Source organism: Sorangium sp. So ce363, assembly GCF_051520435.1.
GTDB classification, from domain to species: domain Bacteria; phylum Myxococcota_A; class Polyangia; order Polyangiales; family Polyangiaceae; genus Sorangium; species Sorangium cellulosum_B.
Genome location: NZ_CP150333.1, coordinates 5897292 through 5915453 on the forward strand (window position 1 = coordinate 5897292; position 18162 = coordinate 5915453).

At 69.2% G+C, this 18162-nt stretch carries 12 protein-coding genes and 2 pseudogenes; 6 read left to right on the forward strand and 8 right to left on the reverse strand.

Going from position 1 to position 18162, the window contains the following annotated elements; translation table 11 throughout:
* Nucleotides 1-82 precede the first annotated feature (82 nt).
* Nucleotides 83-802, reverse strand: a pseudogene (locus WMF12_RS22120) (transposase); the annotation flags it as partial.
* 107 nt (nt 803-909) lie between these two features.
* Between WMF12_RS22120 and WMF12_RS22125 the strand changes: the two are divergent.
* Entirely contained in the window at nt 910-1350 is a 441-nt protein-coding gene (locus WMF12_RS22125) for a hypothetical protein (protein ID WP_437873498.1), read from the forward strand.
* Nucleotides 1351-1631: 281 nt separating this feature from the next.
* Here the strand turns inward: WMF12_RS22125 and WMF12_RS22130 are convergent, their stop codons facing one another.
* From WMF12_RS22130 to WMF12_RS22140, 3 genes and pseudogenes are all read right to left on the reverse strand, one after another.
* Nucleotides 1632-2261, reverse strand: coding sequence for a hypothetical protein (locus WMF12_RS22130; protein WP_437873499.1), 630 nt, complete (start codon nt 2259-2261; stop codon nt 1632-1634).
* Nucleotides 2262-2657: 396 nt separating this feature from the next.
* The gene (locus WMF12_RS22135) at nt 2658-2972 is read right to left on the reverse strand and encodes a hypothetical protein (protein ID WP_437873993.1); all 315 of its coding nucleotides are present in this window, start codon (nt 2970-2972) and stop codon (nt 2658-2660) included.
* 216 nt (nt 2973-3188) lie between these two features.
* Nucleotides 3189-3332: pseudogene (locus WMF12_RS22140) on the reverse strand (hypothetical protein); the annotation flags it as partial.
* 236 nt (nt 3333-3568) lie between these two features.
* On the opposite strand from WMF12_RS22140, the gene WMF12_RS22145 reads away from it, so the two are divergent.
* From WMF12_RS22145 to WMF12_RS22160, 4 genes are all read left to right on the forward strand, one after another.
* The gene (locus WMF12_RS22145) at nt 3569-4252 is read left to right on the forward strand and encodes a transposase (RefSeq protein ID WP_437873501.1); all 684 of its coding nucleotides are present in this window, start codon (nt 3569-3571) and stop codon (nt 4250-4252) included.
* A 262-nt stretch (nt 4253-4514) separates the two neighbouring features.
* Entirely contained in the window at nt 4515-5564 is a 1050-nt protein-coding gene (locus WMF12_RS22150) for an alpha/beta hydrolase (protein ID WP_437873502.1), read from the forward strand.
* Nucleotides 5565-6669: 1105 nt separating this feature from the next.
* Nucleotides 6670-8460, forward strand: coding sequence for a trypsin-like serine peptidase (locus WMF12_RS22155; protein WP_437873503.1), 1791 nt, complete (start codon nt 6670-6672; stop codon nt 8458-8460).
* A 447-nt stretch (nt 8461-8907) separates the two neighbouring features.
* Complete coding sequence (locus WMF12_RS22160; RefSeq protein WP_437873505.1) at nt 8908-10047, forward strand: hypothetical protein; 1140 nt, start codon at nt 8908-8910, stop codon at nt 10045-10047.
* Between the two features lie 115 nt (nt 10048-10162).
* Here the strand turns inward: WMF12_RS22160 and WMF12_RS22165 are convergent, their stop codons facing one another.
* From WMF12_RS22165 to WMF12_RS22175, 3 genes are read right to left on the reverse strand one after another with little or no spacing between them, the layout of a single operon-like run.
* On the reverse strand, nt 10163-10954 hold the full coding sequence (locus WMF12_RS22165; RefSeq protein ID WP_437747595.1) for a hypothetical protein: 792 nt from the start codon (nt 10952-10954) through the stop codon (nt 10163-10165).
* Nucleotides 10954-11904: a hypothetical protein gene (locus tag WMF12_RS22170; RefSeq protein WP_437873507.1), complete on the reverse strand. Its 951-nt coding sequence runs from the start codon at nt 11902-11904 to the stop codon at nt 10954-10956. The genes WMF12_RS22165 and WMF12_RS22170 overlap by 1 nt, the downstream gene beginning before the upstream one ends.
* A gap of 31 nt (nt 11905-11935) precedes the next feature.
* Nucleotides 11936-13462, reverse strand: a complete 1527-nt coding sequence (locus WMF12_RS22175; protein ID WP_437873509.1) for a protein kinase domain-containing protein — start codon at nt 13460-13462, stop codon at nt 11936-11938.
* 475 nt (nt 13463-13937) lie between these two features.
* Between WMF12_RS22175 and WMF12_RS22180 the strand changes: the two genes are divergently transcribed.
* Nucleotides 13938-15260 carry an extracellular catalytic domain type 1 short-chain-length polyhydroxyalkanoate depolymerase gene (locus WMF12_RS22180; RefSeq protein ID WP_437873510.1) on the forward strand — a complete coding sequence of 441 codons (1323 nt, stop codon included), beginning with the start codon at nt 13938-13940 and terminating at the stop codon, nt 15258-15260.
* Nucleotides 15261-15370: 110 nt separating this feature from the next.
* Here WMF12_RS22180 and WMF12_RS22185 read toward each other — a convergent pair whose 3' ends face one another.
* Nucleotides 15371-17866, reverse strand: coding sequence for an RTX toxin (locus WMF12_RS22185; RefSeq protein WP_437873511.1), 2496 nt, complete (start codon nt 17864-17866; stop codon nt 15371-15373).
* Nucleotides 17867-18162 lie beyond the last annotated feature (296 nt).

An 18162-nucleotide genomic window follows, 5' to 3' on the forward strand; every position in this document is an offset into this window, starting at 1 on the left:
GCCCCGCGCACGGCTCAGACTTCGCGGCGCGGGCCGGTGGTTTGGGTGTCACGAGAGAGCGCCACGACGAGCGAGGCGCGAACACGCCATGGTATCTCACAAGCGGGATCTTCGGCGGAGGAATCAAAGCCGCGAGCCGGGCCATGAACTCCATTGGACGCATGACGCGGTGAGTGCGTCCCCGCCGAGGTGTCTTCATCAAGTACGCTATACGCCCATCGGGCAGGAGCTCGATTCGATCGAGTGCGAAGGCCGGGCGGGTGCAGTGCCGCACGAGCCTCTCGCGCCCCTGATCATCATCCGGTGCGATGCGCACCGCGCAATGCACGTCGAACCCGTCGCACGCCGCGGAGAAGCGTCGCTCTCGGCGCTCAAAAGCCGCGTCGGGACTGTCCTTGTGCTCGAAAGGCCGCGCAAGGAAAGCTCCACCTGCGAGTGCGAGCTGGGTACACGCATCGAGTGCGGAGGGCACGACGGTCTCGTTGCTACGCTCCTCGGCCGTGCGCTCGTCGAGGTAACCGCGGCGCCGTAGCCAAAGAAGCGCACGCTCGCGGACGCGTCGCGCCACAAAGCCGACATCGTCCTTTGAAGGCGGCGGGCGAGGAGCGGGCGCGGCACGGGCGCGAGGGTAGTACAAAACGGACGGGCCGCGCACGCCCTGTTGCACCCCGTCTGCGGCGGCGCGCCCGCGTGCGTCGTCGCCGCTCGCGATCGAGGGCTGGACGGCCCTCCGCCGTCCGCGCGGTGAGCCGCGAGGGCGCACGTCGGACGACGCCGGAACGCCGTCGGACGGCGACGTCACGCGGTTGCGGAGAAGGACGATTGCGGGATGATTCGATGCTGCGAGAGTAGCCCCGTTGGCGGCGCGACGCGCGGAGCGTGAGGGATCTGCCGCCCAAAGGGGGAACCATGAACATCCGTCGAAGCGCGGCGTACGCAGTCTCCATCCTCTTCGTGGGGGCCGCGATAGGTTGCATGAACACAGGGGATGGGACGCGTGACGGCCAGGTCGCAGAGGGCGCGCTGCGGGTGGTGAACGGTCCGGATCCGAATAACGGTGGGGAGGTGACGATCTGTCACGTGCCGCCGAGCAACCCCGAGAAGGCCCACACGATCGAGGTCGCGGCGCAGGCCGTGGACGCGCACCTCGCCCACGGCGACTTCCTGGGGGAGTGCGAGGCCGCGGCGTGCGCTCACGGTCTCTGCGTCGTCGGGGCGCCCCTCGATCCGCAGTGCTCTCCGTGCGTGGCGGAAGTCTGCGCGGTGGACACGTCCTGTTGCGAGACGGAGTGGGACGCGCAATGCATCACGCAGGCCCAGGCCCTCTGCGGCCTCTTCTGCCCCACCTGAGCCATCCTGGTAAGCCAGTACGAAGGGGTGGAGCTATCTACCTGCATTCACTGATCTTTTCTGCGGAATTGGTGGATCGTGGCTGTAATATTACGTCCACTCTAGCCGACGCGGGCGAAGTTTCTTGACTGCCGGAACCCGTTTCCTTTTCCTATCCCCTCATCATCGGCTTCATTGTAAATGCTCCTTCTTTGCTCTCCCGGCAGACTGGCATACAGCCGGGCTCGGCAGCAATGGGACTGCGCCCGACCGCGCGCGACAAGGTCCCATCCCGCGCGGGCTCACGCGGGATCGAGCGCCTTGCTCGCCGCGTACCTGCGCGCGGAGGACCGGATCGTCTGGATCTGCGCCGCGTCGAAGGCGACGGGCGCCCCGGTGCGCGTGTAGCTCATCACGTTGTCGTCCGTGCCGCTGTGCCCGAGCCCGAAGAAGTGCCCGAGCTCGTGCGCCAGCACGGTGGGCGGCGCGTGCGCCGCGACGATGACGAACCGGCGCTCCGGCGTGGCCCGGTGACGCCAGTGCACGCCCATCCGGAAGCGCCGCGGATCGTCGACGTCCCGCAGCGACGCGACGATCATGACGTTGATCCGGCGCGCCTCGAGCGCCGAGGCGAGGGCGTCGCGGTCCGCGCGCGTCTCGATCCGCGAAAACCTCGGGGCGAGCGCGCGCGAGCCGGCCTTGCGCAGCGCCACGCCGGCGGGCTCGAACAGCCGGACCGCCTCGGCGATCTGCGCGTCGACCCAGGCCTCGTCGCGCACGGGCTCCCCCCCGTCGCCCTCCGCCACGGCGATCGACAGGGGAAACGCGCGGACGGCCGCGGCCGCGGGCCCCTCGGCGCGGGCCAGCCGCGAGGCGAGCGCGCCGACGGAGAGCAGCCCGGCCGCGGTGAGCAGGACACGACGGGAGACCATGGATAAGGCCGTATACCATGCGCCGCCCGACGGGCGCGAAGGCGCCGGTGAGACGACATGAACCGAGGCGCGAGGCGATGTAACGCGGCCCGCCGGGTCCGCTTGCTCCCCTTATAGCTGCGGCGCGCTCATCCTGGTAAGCCAGTACGAAGGGGTGGAGCTATCTACCTGCATTCACTGATCTTTTCTGCGGAATTGGTGGATCGTGGGCGGATAGGAAACCATCGAACTCTCGCCCGTGTCGAGCCCCGCGGGAACGGCGCCGGGCGAGCCGTCTTTCGCGCATCAGACACCCGCTCGCCCCGTCGCAGGGCCCGCGCGCCGTGCATTGGGTGCAGCTCTGGCTCGACGACCGCGACGTGCGTTCGCCATGACGGGCTCGGGCCGGGTGCCCACCTACGCCGCGTCGAACCCGGACGCCATCGGTTCCCACGTTGGATCGCGCGCGGGTGCTGCCGTTCGGGGCTGCGAGGGCAAGTTCAGATGATCGAGGATGCGGCGCTCCACCGCTGAGTCGGTGATCGTGGAAAGCACGCGCATCCTCCGTTCGCATCTCGGGCATCGGAGCGCATTGAACCCGAACGAGCGCTTCATGAGCACGGCCCACTCGACGTAGCGCGACGTAGCGAACAACTCCCCTTCGAGCAGCCGCCCCCAGTGCAAGACCGAGATCAGGGTCGGCTCAACTCGCACCGTGGGGTCGGCATGCACGAGCGACCTCGCTGAGAGCGCCGGGGGAGCGCACGGCGACGCGGGCGCGGGCGACGCAGGCGCGGGCGACGCGGGCAGAGGCGCGTGCCCCGCGCACGGCTCAGACTTCGCGGCGCGGGCCGGTGGTTTGGGTGTCACGAGAGAGCGCCACGACGAGCGAGGCGCGAACACGCCATGGTATCTCACAAGCGGGATCTTCGGCGGAGGAATCAAAGCCGCGAGCCGGGCCATGAACTCCAGTGGACTCATGACGCGATGAGTGCGTCCCCGCCCAGGTGTCTTCATCAAGTATGCTATACGCCCATCGGGCAGGATCTCGATTCGATCGAGTACGAAGGCCGGGCGGGTGCAGTACCGCACGAGCCTCTCGCGCCCTGATCATCATCCGCTGCGATGCGCACCGCGCAATGCACGTCGAACCCGTCGCACGCCGCGGAGAAGCGTCGCTCTCGGCGCTCGAAAGCCGCGTCGGGCGGCGCGTTTGCTTCGCTCGATCGGCGGGGCTCTGACCCGCGGACGATGGCAACGCCCGCTTCGAGCGGAAGAAGCACGGTACGTTCACCGCGGAGCTCGACGGGTTCAACGTCCAGGCGGCGGTGAGGCTCGAAGCTGACGACGACCAAGGGCGCGAGCGCCTCGTCCGCTACTGCGCGCGGCCGTGCTTCGCCCTCGATCGCCTCAGCCTGCTGCCCGACGGCCGCGTTGCCTACCGCGTCCAGTACGGAGGGCGCGGCGGCACCCACCGCGTGATGACGCCGGTCGAGCTGCTGGCGCGGCTCGCTGCGCTGGTACCGCCGCCGAGATATCCGCTCGTGATCTACCACGGCGTGCTCGCGCCACACGCCAAGTGGCGCAGCGCGGTGGTGCCCAAGCCGCCGGGCGTCGTGCACGCTCACGACCTTCCGGCGAGCGGGAGCGGGACTGTGAAGCGCGATGCGGCAACGCCAGCCTCGATGCAGCCGCTGACGCCGAAGCGCGCCTCGCCTGGCCCCGTGCCACCTCGCGCGGAGCGGACCTCCGCGCCGGGGGGCGCCGCCGCACCCTTCGGCCCGCAAACGTTCTCCTCACCGCCGCTCGCAGCAGCACCTGCCGGGCCCGCCGTGATGCCCGCGGCTTGCTGCGCGGTGGCCGCTGCTGCCGGCGGCGTCGCGATCACGGACTTCGGCATCTCCGTCCGAGCCACGTCCGCCGTACGGCCCGGAGCGCCGCTGCATCTCACGAGGCCGGCCGCCGCTGCGCACCCATCGGATCATCGAGGATCGCCGCGCGGCGGTTTTTGATTGACGCCGGCAATGTGAACGTTCACATTGGCTTTCTGGATACTCTTCCGCTTTACCCTGGATAGACCGTCATGCGCATCGGGCCCTTCTTCTTCATGCGCGTTGACCCTGACGGTCGGCTCTCACTCGAGATGAGCAGCATGCAGGGGAGCGTTGCAACGGTTCCAAGGCGGAACGCCTGGCAACCACCTGTCTGCCAACTTCGTCATCGTCGGCCTGAAGCAGGCGCTTGACGCTGGCGTGACGTAACCAGAGAGGCCTCATGTACAACAAAAAGAAAGCCGTCAGGCGCTTCAATGTCTTCTGCTTGCTCTCGAGCGTCGCGCTGCTGGCGTGCGGCGAAGACAACGGCGGCGCGGCACAAGCTGCCGGTGCGGGCAGTTCGAGCGTGTCAGCCACCACCAGCGGGGCGTCGACCGGCGGAACCGCTGGGTCGGGTGGCGCGGCCAGTAGCGGTGCCGACACCAGCGCCGGTGGAATGGACGGAGCAGGCGCGGGCGGAGCAGGCGCGGGCGCGGGCGGAGCAGGTGACGGCGGCGCAGGAGCCGGCGGAGCCGGTGGTTCGGCGCTCCCGCCCATCACGGATTACTCTGCCGAGGGTCCGTTCGCGACGACCGTGGAGCGGAACGTGGGACCGAACGGAGCCTATACGGTGTTTAGGCCCGAACCCTTGGGTGTGGACGGCTTCTTGCACGCTCCGATCATTTTCGGCCCCGGCATCGGCCAGCAGGTGGCGGTGCACACGACCATGCTGACGAACTTTGCTTCTCACGGTTTCGTGGTCGTCGGGTGCCCCGTCCTCAGTGGCGGCCCCGGCGACGCAGGCAATCTCAGGAAGATGGAGGATGGTCTCAATTGGATCCTGGAGCAGAACGACGCGCCAGGCAAATACCAGGGCAAGCTCTACGTCGATCACGCGGTCTCGATGGGCTTCTCGGTCGGCGGCACCTCGGCCGTGCAACTCGGCGGTCACGAGGCGGTGGCCACTGTCGTCTCGATCCACGGCCACAGGGCCTCGGCCGACCTCCACGGCACGATGCTGCAGACGACTGGCACCCGGGATACTGTCGGCATGCCCCTCCAGCAGGACACCTACGACATGTCCGAAGTGCCCACATTCCTGGCAACGCTGACGGGCGCGCCTCATGCATACATCGAGAGCGACGGCGGCGGCGAAGAGCGGCCCGCGATCGTCGCATGGATGCGCTACTGGATCTACAACGACATGGGCGCGCGGGACCATTTCTTCGGCGATGATTGCGTGTTGTGCAAGGCGCCTTGGGAGAATCCCCAGCGCAAGAACTGGGAATAACCTCGCGTCGAGGGTGCTGGAGCTCCCGCTCCCGCTCCCGGCCCGCTCCCGGTCCGACCTTCAATCTGGGCTGCGACCTCGCTCACGCTGGCGCTGGCAACGTCGGCTCCGCCGACACCCGAGGGCATCAAGCGTCCGCTGCCCGCGTGCTCACTCCGGAGGCGCGTACAGTAGAGCGGTAACCGCTGAGCCCAACGGGACACGCTTACCCGCTAAAATTACTAGGGTATTCTGGATGGCACGACCACGTCGTGGTTGTGCGATGATGTCAACCGAACGTTGGGGCGAGTGGGCACTTGCCTTCGCAAACGCGTTTGGACCCCCTACCCACCAACCTGGCCTCCAGTGTCAGCTGCCTCGCGGCGCACTCGTCGGATTGCTCGTGGCAGGGCTCGGCGCGCTGGTCCGCCGCCGTCGCCGATCGGAGGCTGAGCGACCTCACCGGACTCGAGATGCTCGAAGCCGCGACCAGCTGCGTCTCCATCCTTGACAACGATCGACTCGTCTCCCTTTCGGGGCTCGACAATCTGACCTCGGTCCCCTCGCTCTTGATCAGGCAAAACCCGAGACTCACGAACATCGCTGCGCTCGGCTCCCTTGAGACCGTGGTGCAAGAGCTCTCGATCATCGCTTCCGACTTGCCAGGCCCAGGCCATCGCCGCTCAGATCGAACCCGGCACGCCCACCGTCGAGGTGACCGGTAACTACGCGCGCGGCACCTGCGACTGATCTGCTTCAACCTGCAAACGTCGGGCTCTGCCGCCCGAGCGCAGGCCTGGGTAGCCGCGTCGCTGGGCTCCGGCGGCTCGCGCCGGTTCGGCACCGCAAGCGCGTCCTCGGCGACGCGGCACGAGGACCCTGCGACCGCCAACGGACGTCGAGACGGGGCGCCGCCGGCCTGTGGTCGCGCAGGCCACACCCGCGCGGCGCGGTGCGACGGCCGCGCGACAAACTCGCCGACAGCAACGCGGATTCCACGGTTCGCGGGCGGCATATCGGTTGCTTGGCCGGGCGTCGAACGCACAGCGATCCAGGCGCGTCGCTGCGTGTCAGCCAGCCAGCGCCGCGGCGCCGCGCGAGCGCGCAGGAGCCCACGGAGACGACCATGTCGAAGCACTTCTTCCGCACCGCACCGTTCCTCGGAATCCTTGTCACCACCGGCTGCGCCGCGACCGCCGGCGTCGATGAGCTCGACGACGAGCCGGTCGGAGAGGCCGAGGGCGCGCTCGCCGCCGAGATGACGCTCAGCCCGAACCAGCGGATCGTCAACGCCGCCAGCCTTTACACCACGAACCCGGACGTCGCGGTGAGCCAGTTCGCCGAGGCGTCGCTGGGCGGCTACTGCAACGGCGTGATGATCGGCCCGAACGTCTTCTTCAGCGCGGCCCACTGCGGGGGCGGGCCGACGACCATCACCTTCCGCACGTACCGGAACGGCAGCACGGCCGCGTCGGACACGGAGGCCTTCACGTGCGACGCGATGGAGCAGACGTTCAACGACACGGACGGCGTGCTCTTCTTCTGCTGGCCGAACGCCGCCGGCGAGAACCCGGGCGACAAGTACGGCTACGTCGATTTCGACGTGTCGCCGCCCGTCGTCGGACAGCAGATCTACAGCATCTCGGCGAACAACCAGCAGAACGGCAGCCTCCCCTTCGATACGCGCATGTACGCGAACGGCCAGGTCACGAGCGTCACCGGCGCGGGGCACTGGTTCACCCCGGCCTCGGCGCCGAACACCGGCGTCGAGATGAACGTCTGGGGGGAAGGTGGCATGAGCGGCTCGCCCCATTTCAACGCGGCGAACGGCAAGATGATCATCGCCCCGCTGTCCACGGCGTGCTCCGGCGGGTGCTGGGGCCGCAACGCCCTCTCGATGCGCGATCTGCTCTTCTGGGGTTACGTCAACCCGAGCTTCGACCCCGCGGCCCAGGGCCCCACGGTCAACGTCTCGCTCGTCACGAGCCTCGGCCTCACCCCGGCCAACTACTACGGCTGGGCGGACAAGGAGCTCGACTGGGAGTTCGACATCCAGCGCGACCTCGAGCGGCTGCGCGGCGAGGCGCGGCGCGACTGGTACAACCTCGGCTTCGACAGCGTGCGCCGCAACGCGCTCTGGGACCTCACCGCGCTCGCGACCCTCGACGTGACGAACCGGTGGGCGCGCATCAACCGCACGACCGGCGCGGGCTACGCCGACGCGCTCTCGCACGGCAAGCTGAACCTGGCCGCGGGCAGCTACCGGATCACGCTCATGACCAACACGCAGGCGAGCCAGTACACGAGCTCGCTGTGGGTGGGGCTGAAGAGCGGCACGACGTGGCTCGGGGGCGAATACGTGGCGAACACCGTGGGATCGGGCTGGCAGATGCACACGTTCGAGGTGAACGCCCCGTCCGACGGGCTCACGCTCGGGCTCGGCGTATTCGGGACCGCGGACATCCTCGTGTCCGCGCCGAGCGTCGTGAAGAGCACCGCCGTCATGAACTTCGACACCTTCGACAAGCGCACGAACTGGCGCAACGACGTCGACGGGAGCCGGGCGCAGGTGGTCCCTGACGGGCGGGTGACGGGCACGCCCAACTGGGCGGTCCGCGTGACGCAGAGCGCGACGGGCTACCCGGTGCGCAACCGCCAGCTCGCGCTGGCCGCGGGGCGGCCGTACCAGATCTGCTTCGACGCGCGCAGGACCACCGCGAGCGGGTCTTCCCAGGCCGAGCTCCGCGTCGTGAGCGGCGGCGCCCAGGTGATGTGGACGAGCTTCTCGCCCTCGAGCGCGTGGAGCACCACCTGCTCGGCGACGTTCACCCCGCCGTCGGACGACAACAACCTGCAGATCCGCGTCTCGACCGGCGATCCGGTCCTCGTCGACAACATCGCGATCACCGCGATGTGAGCCGGCGCCGTCGCGCCGCCCGCCTGCACCTCCTCGGCGCGCGTTTCCCGGGGCGAGCCGCCGGCACGATGGACGGCCCCTGGACGTCCGCGAGCGGGGCGGGCGCGTCGAGCTCCGGCGCTGCCAGCGCAGCGCCGAGCGCGGCGCGGACGCGCACGCGGTCGGGCCTCAGGCACCACGGCGCCCTCTCGAGTGTTCGATATCGTGACATGTCATGTGACATGTCACGTGACATGTCACGGATCCGGCAGGCGCTCTCGATGCGCATGGATGCCAGAGCGCGAACGAGAGGACGGCGCGCTCGCGGCCCGTCGGGAGGCTCCCTTCGTGCTTGGATGTCGAGAGAGGTTCGCTTCTCTGGCATGCAGCTTGCCAATGCCCCGTGTCGACGGGGCGGCGCTCCGTCTGGCTTTCTTGCACCGTGATGCAATGGGAGGTTGACGGGTCATGCTCAGAGGAATTCGGTTCACGATGGCGGCGGCCGTCTTGCTGGTGGGCTCCGAGGCGATGGCGTGGTCCACGTCGCCGATCCCCGGCACCAGCGCGGTCGGACACACGGCGCAGGGCTATGCGTGGAGGGACTGGGGAGGGGGGGCCTGGAGCAAGTGGCACAGCGTCGCCTACAGCGATACCACCGGCGACGTCGTCATGGTCGCCCGCCGGGAGGCCAACGTCGGCTTCCCCTTCGGATGGCTGCCCTGGGTGATAGAGACGGTCGATGAATCCGTGAACTTCCTCAACGGCCTCTCGATGACCATCGGCAAGGAGGACGGCACCGAGTTCATCGCGTACGTCGACGTCGACACGTATCGTCTGAAGGTCGCAAGGCGGGTCGGCGGAAACACCGGCAACTGCGGCGTCCTCAGCCAGTGGGACTGCGAGACGGTCGACTCCGTCGATGTGGTTCGTACCCCCTCGATCGAGGTCAGGTACGACTCGGGGATCCAGGATTACATCGTCTATGTCGTCTACACCACGGAGACGAGCGCTGGCGTCCGGAGCCTGAAACACGCGCGGAAGACCGGAGGGAATCCGTGGTTCACCGGGACGATCAAGGCGAACACGAACCAGATCAGGCTGGCCTCCGACGCGATCGCCCTCGATGGCGGGACGCCGCTCGTCGCCTTCACCGAGAGCTCGGTCGGGGTGCAGGTGAGCCGGTTCGTCGGGCCCTCTCTCGGCACCTGGACGCCCACCCTGATCGACGCGAACGGCGGGGGCTACGCGTCGATGGACGCCAGGTCGCTCCGTCGCGAGATCGTGTACACGAGCAACAATGATTTGAAGTCCGCCTCGTGGAGCTTCTTGACCGGGAACTGGACGGTGAGCACCGTCGACACGGCGGTTCAGGGTTCCTATCTATCCCTGGTGATCGATGACGCCTTCAACCCGCAGATCGCCTACAGAAAGGGCTCAGCGCCCTGGCTGGCCAGGCGGGGGACGAGCGGGTGGAGCACCACCGGCACGGTCACGCCCACCGCCGCGGGCTATAACCCGTCCCTTCAACTGGACACCCATCCCGCGACCGACACCGCCATCCTCATCCACATGAACAGCAACCGCGTCATGCACGTCACCGACGAATAGGCAGCCGCCTGCTCGAGGGCATCGGGGTTCACCGAGCTCGTTCGGTCGCGCTCAGACCACGCCCCCACCATGGCTCACGAACGTGGTCGTGACCGATGGTGGGGGGCGGGCTTCGTCACGGGACGAACGCGATGTCGTCCACGAGCATGTCGAACACGGTCGACTTCGCCGTGTGGAACTCGATCGAGTAAGCGTGCGCAGCGTCGAACGCCGGGGGCGCAGGCACGCCCCAGCCGTCCGTGCTGAGGATATCGAACATGACCGTGTACTGCGCCCACTCGGTCGTGATGTCGATCCCCTCGCCGAAGTGATCGCCGCAGCCGGAGCCTTCACACACGCCGCCCTCGCGATCGGTGTTGCGGTCCGGGAAGTTCACGTAGATGTGCGTCGGCGCCGCCGCCTTGGCCCAGAAGGTCAGGCCCGAGTAGGCAGAAGCGTCGTAGGTGAGCTTCGCGCCCCCTGGGGCGAAGTTCAGGTCGAACCCCATGCCGGCCCCCCTCGAGAGGAAGCCGCTCCCCGCGACGTGAGCGGCGTACTCGCTCGGGTCGTGCCCGGGCGAGACCGGTACGAACGGGCGGCCGGGCAGAGGGGTCTGCGCGCCGCCCCGGGTGCCATCGTTGTACGTGTACCAGCTGCCGACACGGTCCTTGCACCGGAGGATCGCGCCGTCGCCGTCCTCCAGGTCGTCGAGGAGCGCGGTGCAGGCAGGGAGCTCGGGCTCCGCGTCCGAGCCGCCCGATCCGCCGGCGCCGCCCGCCCCCTCGTCCGAGCCGCCGGCTCCCCCGGCGCCGTCATCAATGCCGAACGGATCCGGGTCGTATTCGCCGGGCGAGATGCCAAGGACGAGGCCGCATCCGCTCAGCGACACCGACGCGCAGAGGGCGACCGTGAGCACCTGGAAGCGCATCAGAAGCTGCCTTGCACGAGCGCGCCGCCCAGCGCGGGCGAAAGCCCGAGCGACGCGCCCTGGGTCGAGCCCTTCGCGGTGAGCCACAGCACGCCGCCGCCGGCGATGGCCGCGAGGCCGACGCCGAAGACCACGGTCGCGACGTTCGCGCGCGCCACGGCGCTGCCGCGGATGTCCATGCCGCGCCGATCGCAGCGGTCGCCGTTGCAGAACGGGCGCGACTCGTCGAACCTCGACTTCGCCGCGAAGCCGAGCCCCGCCCCGACGCCGACGGCGACGACCCCCGCGCCTGCCGTGACGAGCGCGATCGTGCGGCGGCCATCCCCCGCGCCGCCCGCGTCGCTCGACGCGGGGTCGTCCTCCAGCGCGCGCACGACGAGGGTCGAGGTCACGCCGCCCGGCTTCACCTCGACCTGCGCCGTCCACGCCCGCTTGCCCGGCGCGCTCGCCTGGATCACGTGGGGCCCCGCGTCGACCGGCATGGGCACGCCCCACTGGCCGGGGCCGACCGGCGTGCCGTCGCGCTTCACCTCGAGGCCCGGCGTGCTCGCGGCCTCGACGACCACCGAGAGGCGCGAGACCTTCGGCTGGACGGCCGCCGCGCGCTCGCGCGCCTTCGCCTCCTTCTCCCGGTCGCCGCTCGCGTGCACCCGCGCGGCGACCTCGAGGAAGTGCGCCCACGCGGAGGCCATCTTGCCGATGCGCTCGTAGCAATCGGCGAGGAAATAGCGGGTGTTGACGCTGTCGTAGAGGCGCAGGCTCTCCTCGTACTTGGGGCAGGCGCGCGACGCCTGGCCAGCGTCGACGAGCGCTCCCGCCTCCCGGAACAGCGCCACGGCGCCCGCCTTGTCCTCGGCCCTCGCCGCGCGCCCGCCCGCGATCGCCGCGGCCAGGCCGATGCCGATCGCGCAGAGACGCGCGGCGCGCCCGCGCTTCGGTCGGCTTTTCATCTGCGGCGGCGTCATCGTGTCGGCGAAGGTATCAGAAGACATCGCGCGAGAACGGGTCGGCGCTGGAGGGCCGCTTCCCCTGCGGCGCGCCGCGCTTCGCCGGCTGCGCCGAGCCGCCCGGCCTCGCGGGCCTCGGCGCGGCGGGGGCGCCGGGGGCGGCGGCGCGCGCCTCGGGCGGCGGCCCCTCGGCCGACGCGCCGGGAGCGGCGCCGGACGGCGGCACGGCGCTGGCGGCCGGCTCGACGGCCGCGTCCGGCGCGGCGCTCGGCTGCGCGGGGACCGGCTCCGGCCCGGCGCTCGGCTGCGCGGGGCGCGGCTCCGGCCCGGCGCTCGGCTGCGCGGGGCGCGGCTCCGGGACCGCGCCCTGAGGGCCCGCCGACGACGACGTCTCGCGCTCGATGTCGCGCGGGGCTCGGTCCGACAGGCGCCAGAGGAGCAGGCCGCCGCTCACGAGCGCAAGGCCGAGCCCGATCGCGGCGGCGCGCTTCTCGCGCGACGCTGGCTTGCGGTTCGTCGTGCCGAGCGGCGCGATGGTGAGCGCTCCCCCGCCGAGGGGCACGGTCGACGCGGGGAGCGTCGCCCCGGCCGCAGTGACCGCCGTGGCCGTGCGAGAAGCGCCGGGCGGCAGGGCCCCGGCCGGGAGCGCGCCGCGCAGCGCGCCGAAGAGGCGCTCGGCCGCCGCGCGCGCGTGCGGCGGAGCGAACGGCACCAGCGCGAGCGCGAGATCCGCGACGGTCGGGAACCGGCGATCGCGATCGCGCGCGATCGCCGCGAGGATCACGTGCTCCAGCGGCTCCGGGAGGTCCGGGCGGAGGGCGCGCGGCCGCTGCGGCTCCCCCTGCGTGACCAGGTAGACCAGCTGCGCGAGCTCGTGCGCGAAGAACGGCGTTCGCCCCGTGAGCAGCTCGAAGAGGACGACGCCCAGCGAATAGATGTCCGCGCGGCCGTCGACGTCGCTCGAGGAGCGGAGCTGCTCGGGGGACATGTAGAGGGGCGAGCCGAGCACTCCCCCCACCCGCGTCAACGCGTGGTCCTCCGCGTGCGTCATCTTGGAGATCCCGAAGTCGAGCACCTTGACGCACGGCGAGCCGTCCGCGTTCCGCGTGACGAACAGGTTGCTCGGCTTCACGTCCCGGTGGACGATGCCTTGCGCGTGCGCCTCCGCGAGCGCCTCGCAGACCTGGAGCACCAGCTCGACGGCCACGGGCACCGCGAGGCGCCCGCTCTCCGCGAGCACGGCGGCGAGGTCCCTCCCCTCGAGGTGATCCATCACCATGTACGGCGCGCCGCTCTCGAGCGTGCCGACGTCGGCGACGCGCACGACGTGCTGGCTGCGGACGCGCACGGCGGCGCGCCCCTCCCTCAGAAAGCGCTGGAGGATCTCCGGATCCCGCACGTACTTCGGCAACAGCACCTTGATCGCGACGCGCTCGTCGAGGGCGAGGTGGCGCGCGGCGACGACGAGCCCCATGGCGCCCCGTCCGAGGACGCTCTCCACGCGATACTTGCCGAGGAGGACATCCCCGGGGGCAATCGTGGTCTCGTCAGGGCTCGACATGGCAGGCCAGGGCGGAAGAAGGGCATCCACTATGCCACGTCACGGTCAGAGGCTCATGCAATTTTCCACTGCGCCGACCTCAGCCGGGCAGCGCTGCCATGGATTGGCCTATCCTGTCCTGTCGCGACCGCTCCTACCTGACTGGTCGCGACCCGCCGGGAGCAGAGCGACGACGACCTAATCTTCAGCGATGGCCGCGGCGCTGACGGACCCTTCCATTCCTTCCACCGATTGTTACGAAACGACACACCCCACGAATTGTTACGAAACGACACACCTCCTCACCCAGCGATCGGGCTTGCCTCGACTACGCGCCTCGGCTTGTCTGCAAAAATATGATACAAATGCTCTCACACATGGAAGCCGCATCGCGGCAATTCACATCAGGATCAGGAGCGACCGATGGGACGTCGGCGAGTCGCGATTTCTGTTCTACTCGTCGACTGTTATTGATATAGCGATAGCGAGGTAGCCAATGACCACCACCCTTCGATTCGTCGCGCCCGCCGCCGCTTCCCTCGCAACCGTGTTGCTCGCGATCTCGCCGTCATTGGCGGCTTCGTGGCAGACCCGGGTCAACTACGGCGGGAACACGCCCATGGACCTCTACGTCCCGGACAAGGTCGACGCTTCGCCGGGGGTCGTGGTCTCGCTGCACTACTGCAGCGGGAACGCCGGAAACGCTCACGGCTGGTTCCAGGGTCTGGCGGATCAGCACGGCTTCCTCATCATCACTCCGCAAGCAGGCGGCAACTGCTTTGACGCGACGCCCGCGCGCAGCGGTGAGCGAGAGGCCATCACCAAGATGGTCCAGTACGCCATCACACAGCACCACGCCGATCCGACCCGAGTCTTCGCTGCGGGGGCCTCCTCCGGCGCTTGCATGACGAATGCGCTCCTCGCTGCCTACCCCGACGTGTTCGCCGGGGGTTCGGTGCTGGCTGGTGTTCCCGCCGGCGCCTGGACGGGAGGCAACGCCTATGGCTGGACGACCCCTGCCAACAGGACCGCTGCCCAGTGGGGTGACATCGTGCGCAAGGCGAGCCCGAACTTCACCGGCGCACGGCCTCGGCTTCAGCTCTGGCACGGAAAGGCTGACACCACGCTCAACTACGACCCGAACTTTCCTGCCGAGATCGCGCAGTGGACGAACGTCCTGGGTCTGAGTCAGTCCGACAGCAAGACGAGCAGCTTCAAGGGTTCCCAGGATACCTGGGATCGGGCCTCTTACACGAATGCTGCGGGGACGCTCGTCCTGGAGACGAACTCCGCGCAAGGCGCCCCGCACGATCTCTCGGGGCGAGGCTTGTGGGGCGACGCCGTGCGCTTCTTCGGGCTGGATATGGACCCTCCGTCCACCGGCGAAGGCGCGGGCGGCGGTGATGGAACCGGAGGCAGCGACGCATCGGGCGGAGGTAGCGCCGCAAACGGCAGCGCTTCAGGCGCAGGCGGCAGCGCGACCAGCGGCGCTGGCGGCGAAGGTGGCAGCGTGACCAGCGGCGCTGGCGGCGAAGGTGGCAGCGCGACCAGCGGCGCCGGTAACGGAGCGACCACGGGAGGCGCGGCGGAAGGCGCCGGCGGAGCCACCACGGGCGGGTCGACGGGCAACGGGGGTGGAAGCACCTCTTCCGGAGACAGCGATCCGGCCACGACAGGCGGCGACGGCACGTCGGACGACGCGGGTGGGTGCAGCTTCAACGTGGCCTCCAGGGGTCAGTTGCCTCGCGGCGCGCTCGTCGGATTGCTCGTGGCAGGGCTCGGCGCGGTGGTCCGCCGCCGTCGCCGCTCTGCTGCGTGAGCGTGCAGCGCCGGCGAGGAGCTCGTCACCATCGTCAGCGCGAGCCAGGAGCCGAGGCTCCGGCCGCCGCCCTTGCGCAAGTTCGGAAAAATTGACGCAGCAGCTCGTGCTCAGAACGCGAGCGGGAGCCAGAGTCGGCCGTCGCTGGACTCCCCCCAGCAGTGCACCCGGCCGTCGGTCTTCATCCCGCAGGTGTGGAGGTAACCGGCGCTCAGGCTGACGAAGGTGCCTTCGGGCTTGTCGGTCTGCCCGTCCGCGTTGTATCCCCAGCAGTGCACCGTGCCGTTCGTCCGCACGCCGCAGGTGTGAAGGTGGCCCGCGGCGATCTGGGTGTAGGTGTCGGAGGCCGGGGGATCCGTCGCCTGGCCATGGTCGTTGAGCCCCCAGCAGTCGACCGTACCGCCCGCCCTCACACCGCAGCTGTGAAGGCCGCCCGCGCTGACCTGGACGAAGTCACCCGTGGGGTTCGTGGACTGACCATGTCCATTGTGTCCCCAGCAGTGCACCTTGTGGTCCGTCTTCACGCCGCAGTTGTGTGCGCCGCCCGTGCTGACCTGGAGGAAGTGGAGGGAGCTCCCCGGATCCGTGGCTTTATCGGCGGTGTTGTCCCCCCAGCAGTTCACTGTGCCGTCCGTCTTCACACCGCAGTTGTGAAACGACCCCGAATCGATCTGGATGTAATTGCCGGAGGGCTTGGTAACCTGCCCGTAGGAGTTGTCCCCGAAGCAATCCACAGCTCCGGTCGACCTCAGCCAGCAGGTGTGGTCCTGGCCCGCGCTGGCCTGAGTGAAGGTGCCGGTAGGCTCCGGGGCCCGGCCCTCCGAGCGGTCCCCCCAGCACCTCGCCAGGCCGCTCGCGTTCACGCCGCAACCATGCTCGGTGCCCGTGCTGATCTGAGAGAACGTCTCCGACGGCGGCGCGGTTTTCTCCGCATCCTTGTCGCCCCAGCAGGCGACGAGGCCGTTCTCCGTCACGCCGCAGGTGTGATTCCTTCTCGTGTCGATCTGGACGAAGGTGCCCTCGGGAGCCGAGGTCTGTCCTAGGGTGTTGCTCCCCCAGCACTCGACCCTGCCATCGGTCCTCAGCCCGCAGCTGTGGCTCAAACCCGCGGTGACGTGAGTGAAGGGGCCGTCGGGGCTGTCGGACTTGTCCTCTGTGTCGCTCCCCCAGCAGTGCGCGGTGCCATCGGTCGTCAGCCCGCAGGTGTGCATGTAGCCCGCGCTGACCTGGGTGTAGCGGACCAGGAACGTAGGGTCGGTGGCCTGGCCTTCGTCGTTGCGCCCCCAGCAGTGCACCCTGCCGTCGGTCCTCACGCCGCACGTGTGAAAGTCACCCGCGCTGACCTGGGTGTAGGTATCGCTGGTCGGGGGATCGTCCGCCTTGCCCGAGCCGTTGTCGCCCCAGCAGTGGACCGTGCCGTCCGTCTTGACACCGCAGGTGTGAATGCTGCCTGCGCTGATCTGGTTGTAGGTGCCCGTGGGATCCGAGCTCTGGCCGTGGCTGTTGCTGCCCCAACAGTTCACCGTGCCGTCGTACCGAAGCCCGCACGTGTGGCTGTTGCCTGCGCTGAGCTGCTTGTAGGTACCGGACGGCTCCGTGGACTGGAGAAAGTTGTCGCTCCCCCAGCAGATTACCGCGCCGGAAGGGGTCAGCGCGCAAGAATGGTGGAGGCCCACCGTGACCGTGCGGCGCCCGAAGATCGAGCCGACGGCAGGGTCAGCCTCATTGTCCCTCCAGCAGTCCACTGCGCCGCTCAATTTCAGACCGCAGGTGATTCTGCCGTTCGTGCTGATCTGGGAGAAGCTCCCGGTCGGATCCGTCCCGCCGCCGTCGTCGTTGCTCCCCCAGCAGTTCACCGAGCCGTCCCTCCTCGTCCCGCAGGTGTGGACTTCGCCCGCGCTGACCTGGATATAGGTCTCGCTCTGTGGGGGATCTGCCGCCTGGAGCTCTACGTTGCGCCCCCAGCAGTGGATCGTGCCGTCCGTTCTCACACCACAGGTGTGCGCGCTGCCCGCGCTGACCTGGGTGTAGGTGTCGCTGACCGGGGGATCCTCCGCCTGGCCCTGAGCGTTGCTCCCCCAGCAGTGGACCGTGCCGGACACCGTTACCCCGCACGTGTGCCATCCGCCCGCGCTGACCTGCACGTAGCGGCCGGTCGCTGGAGGCGTGGCCCTGCCGTCCGGGTTGCTCCCCCAGCAGTGGACCGAGCCGTCCGTCCTCACGCCGCAGGTATGAAAGCGGCCAGCGCTGACCTGCGTGTAGGTATCCTCGGGAGACAGCGGCTCCCCGGGGTGCTCGGGCCAGGTTACAGGCGGATCCGTGGCCTGCCCATCGGCGTTGTAACCCCAGCAGTGGACCGTGCCGTTCGTCCTCACCCCACACGTGTGCCATTCGCCCGCGCTGACCTGGAGATAGGTGTCGTTTATCCCGGGGTCGGTGGCCTGGCCGTGGGTGTTGCTCCCCCAGCAGTCGACCGCGCCGTTCGGCTTCAGGGCGCAGGCGTGCTCGTCGCCCGTGCTCACGATGGGCTCCTCGGACGCCGCATGGATCCGCGTGTCGTCGGCGCGGAGGCCCTGCGCGGCCTCGTCGAGCTCGCTGCCGTCCACGTCGGGCTCTCGCGGCAATTCGCCGAGGCACCCGAGAAGAGAGAATGTGATGACCTTCAGCGCGACCAGGGCTCCAAGCCGCTGGCCGCCCCGCTCGCGCGCTCGCGAAGTCAGGCGTCTTCCAGGCACATAGGTCGACATAGGTCCTCGATGGCTCTTTGTTCGAGTTTCAAGAAAGCAAACGCTTCAAGAGCAGGCTCCGCACACCGATCGAGACTGCATTTCCGCGCTGCGGCGTTCTGCTGAGCGCTCCGGCGCTTCCCGCCAGGGCTCTCCGCGATGCCTCGCCGGTGGCG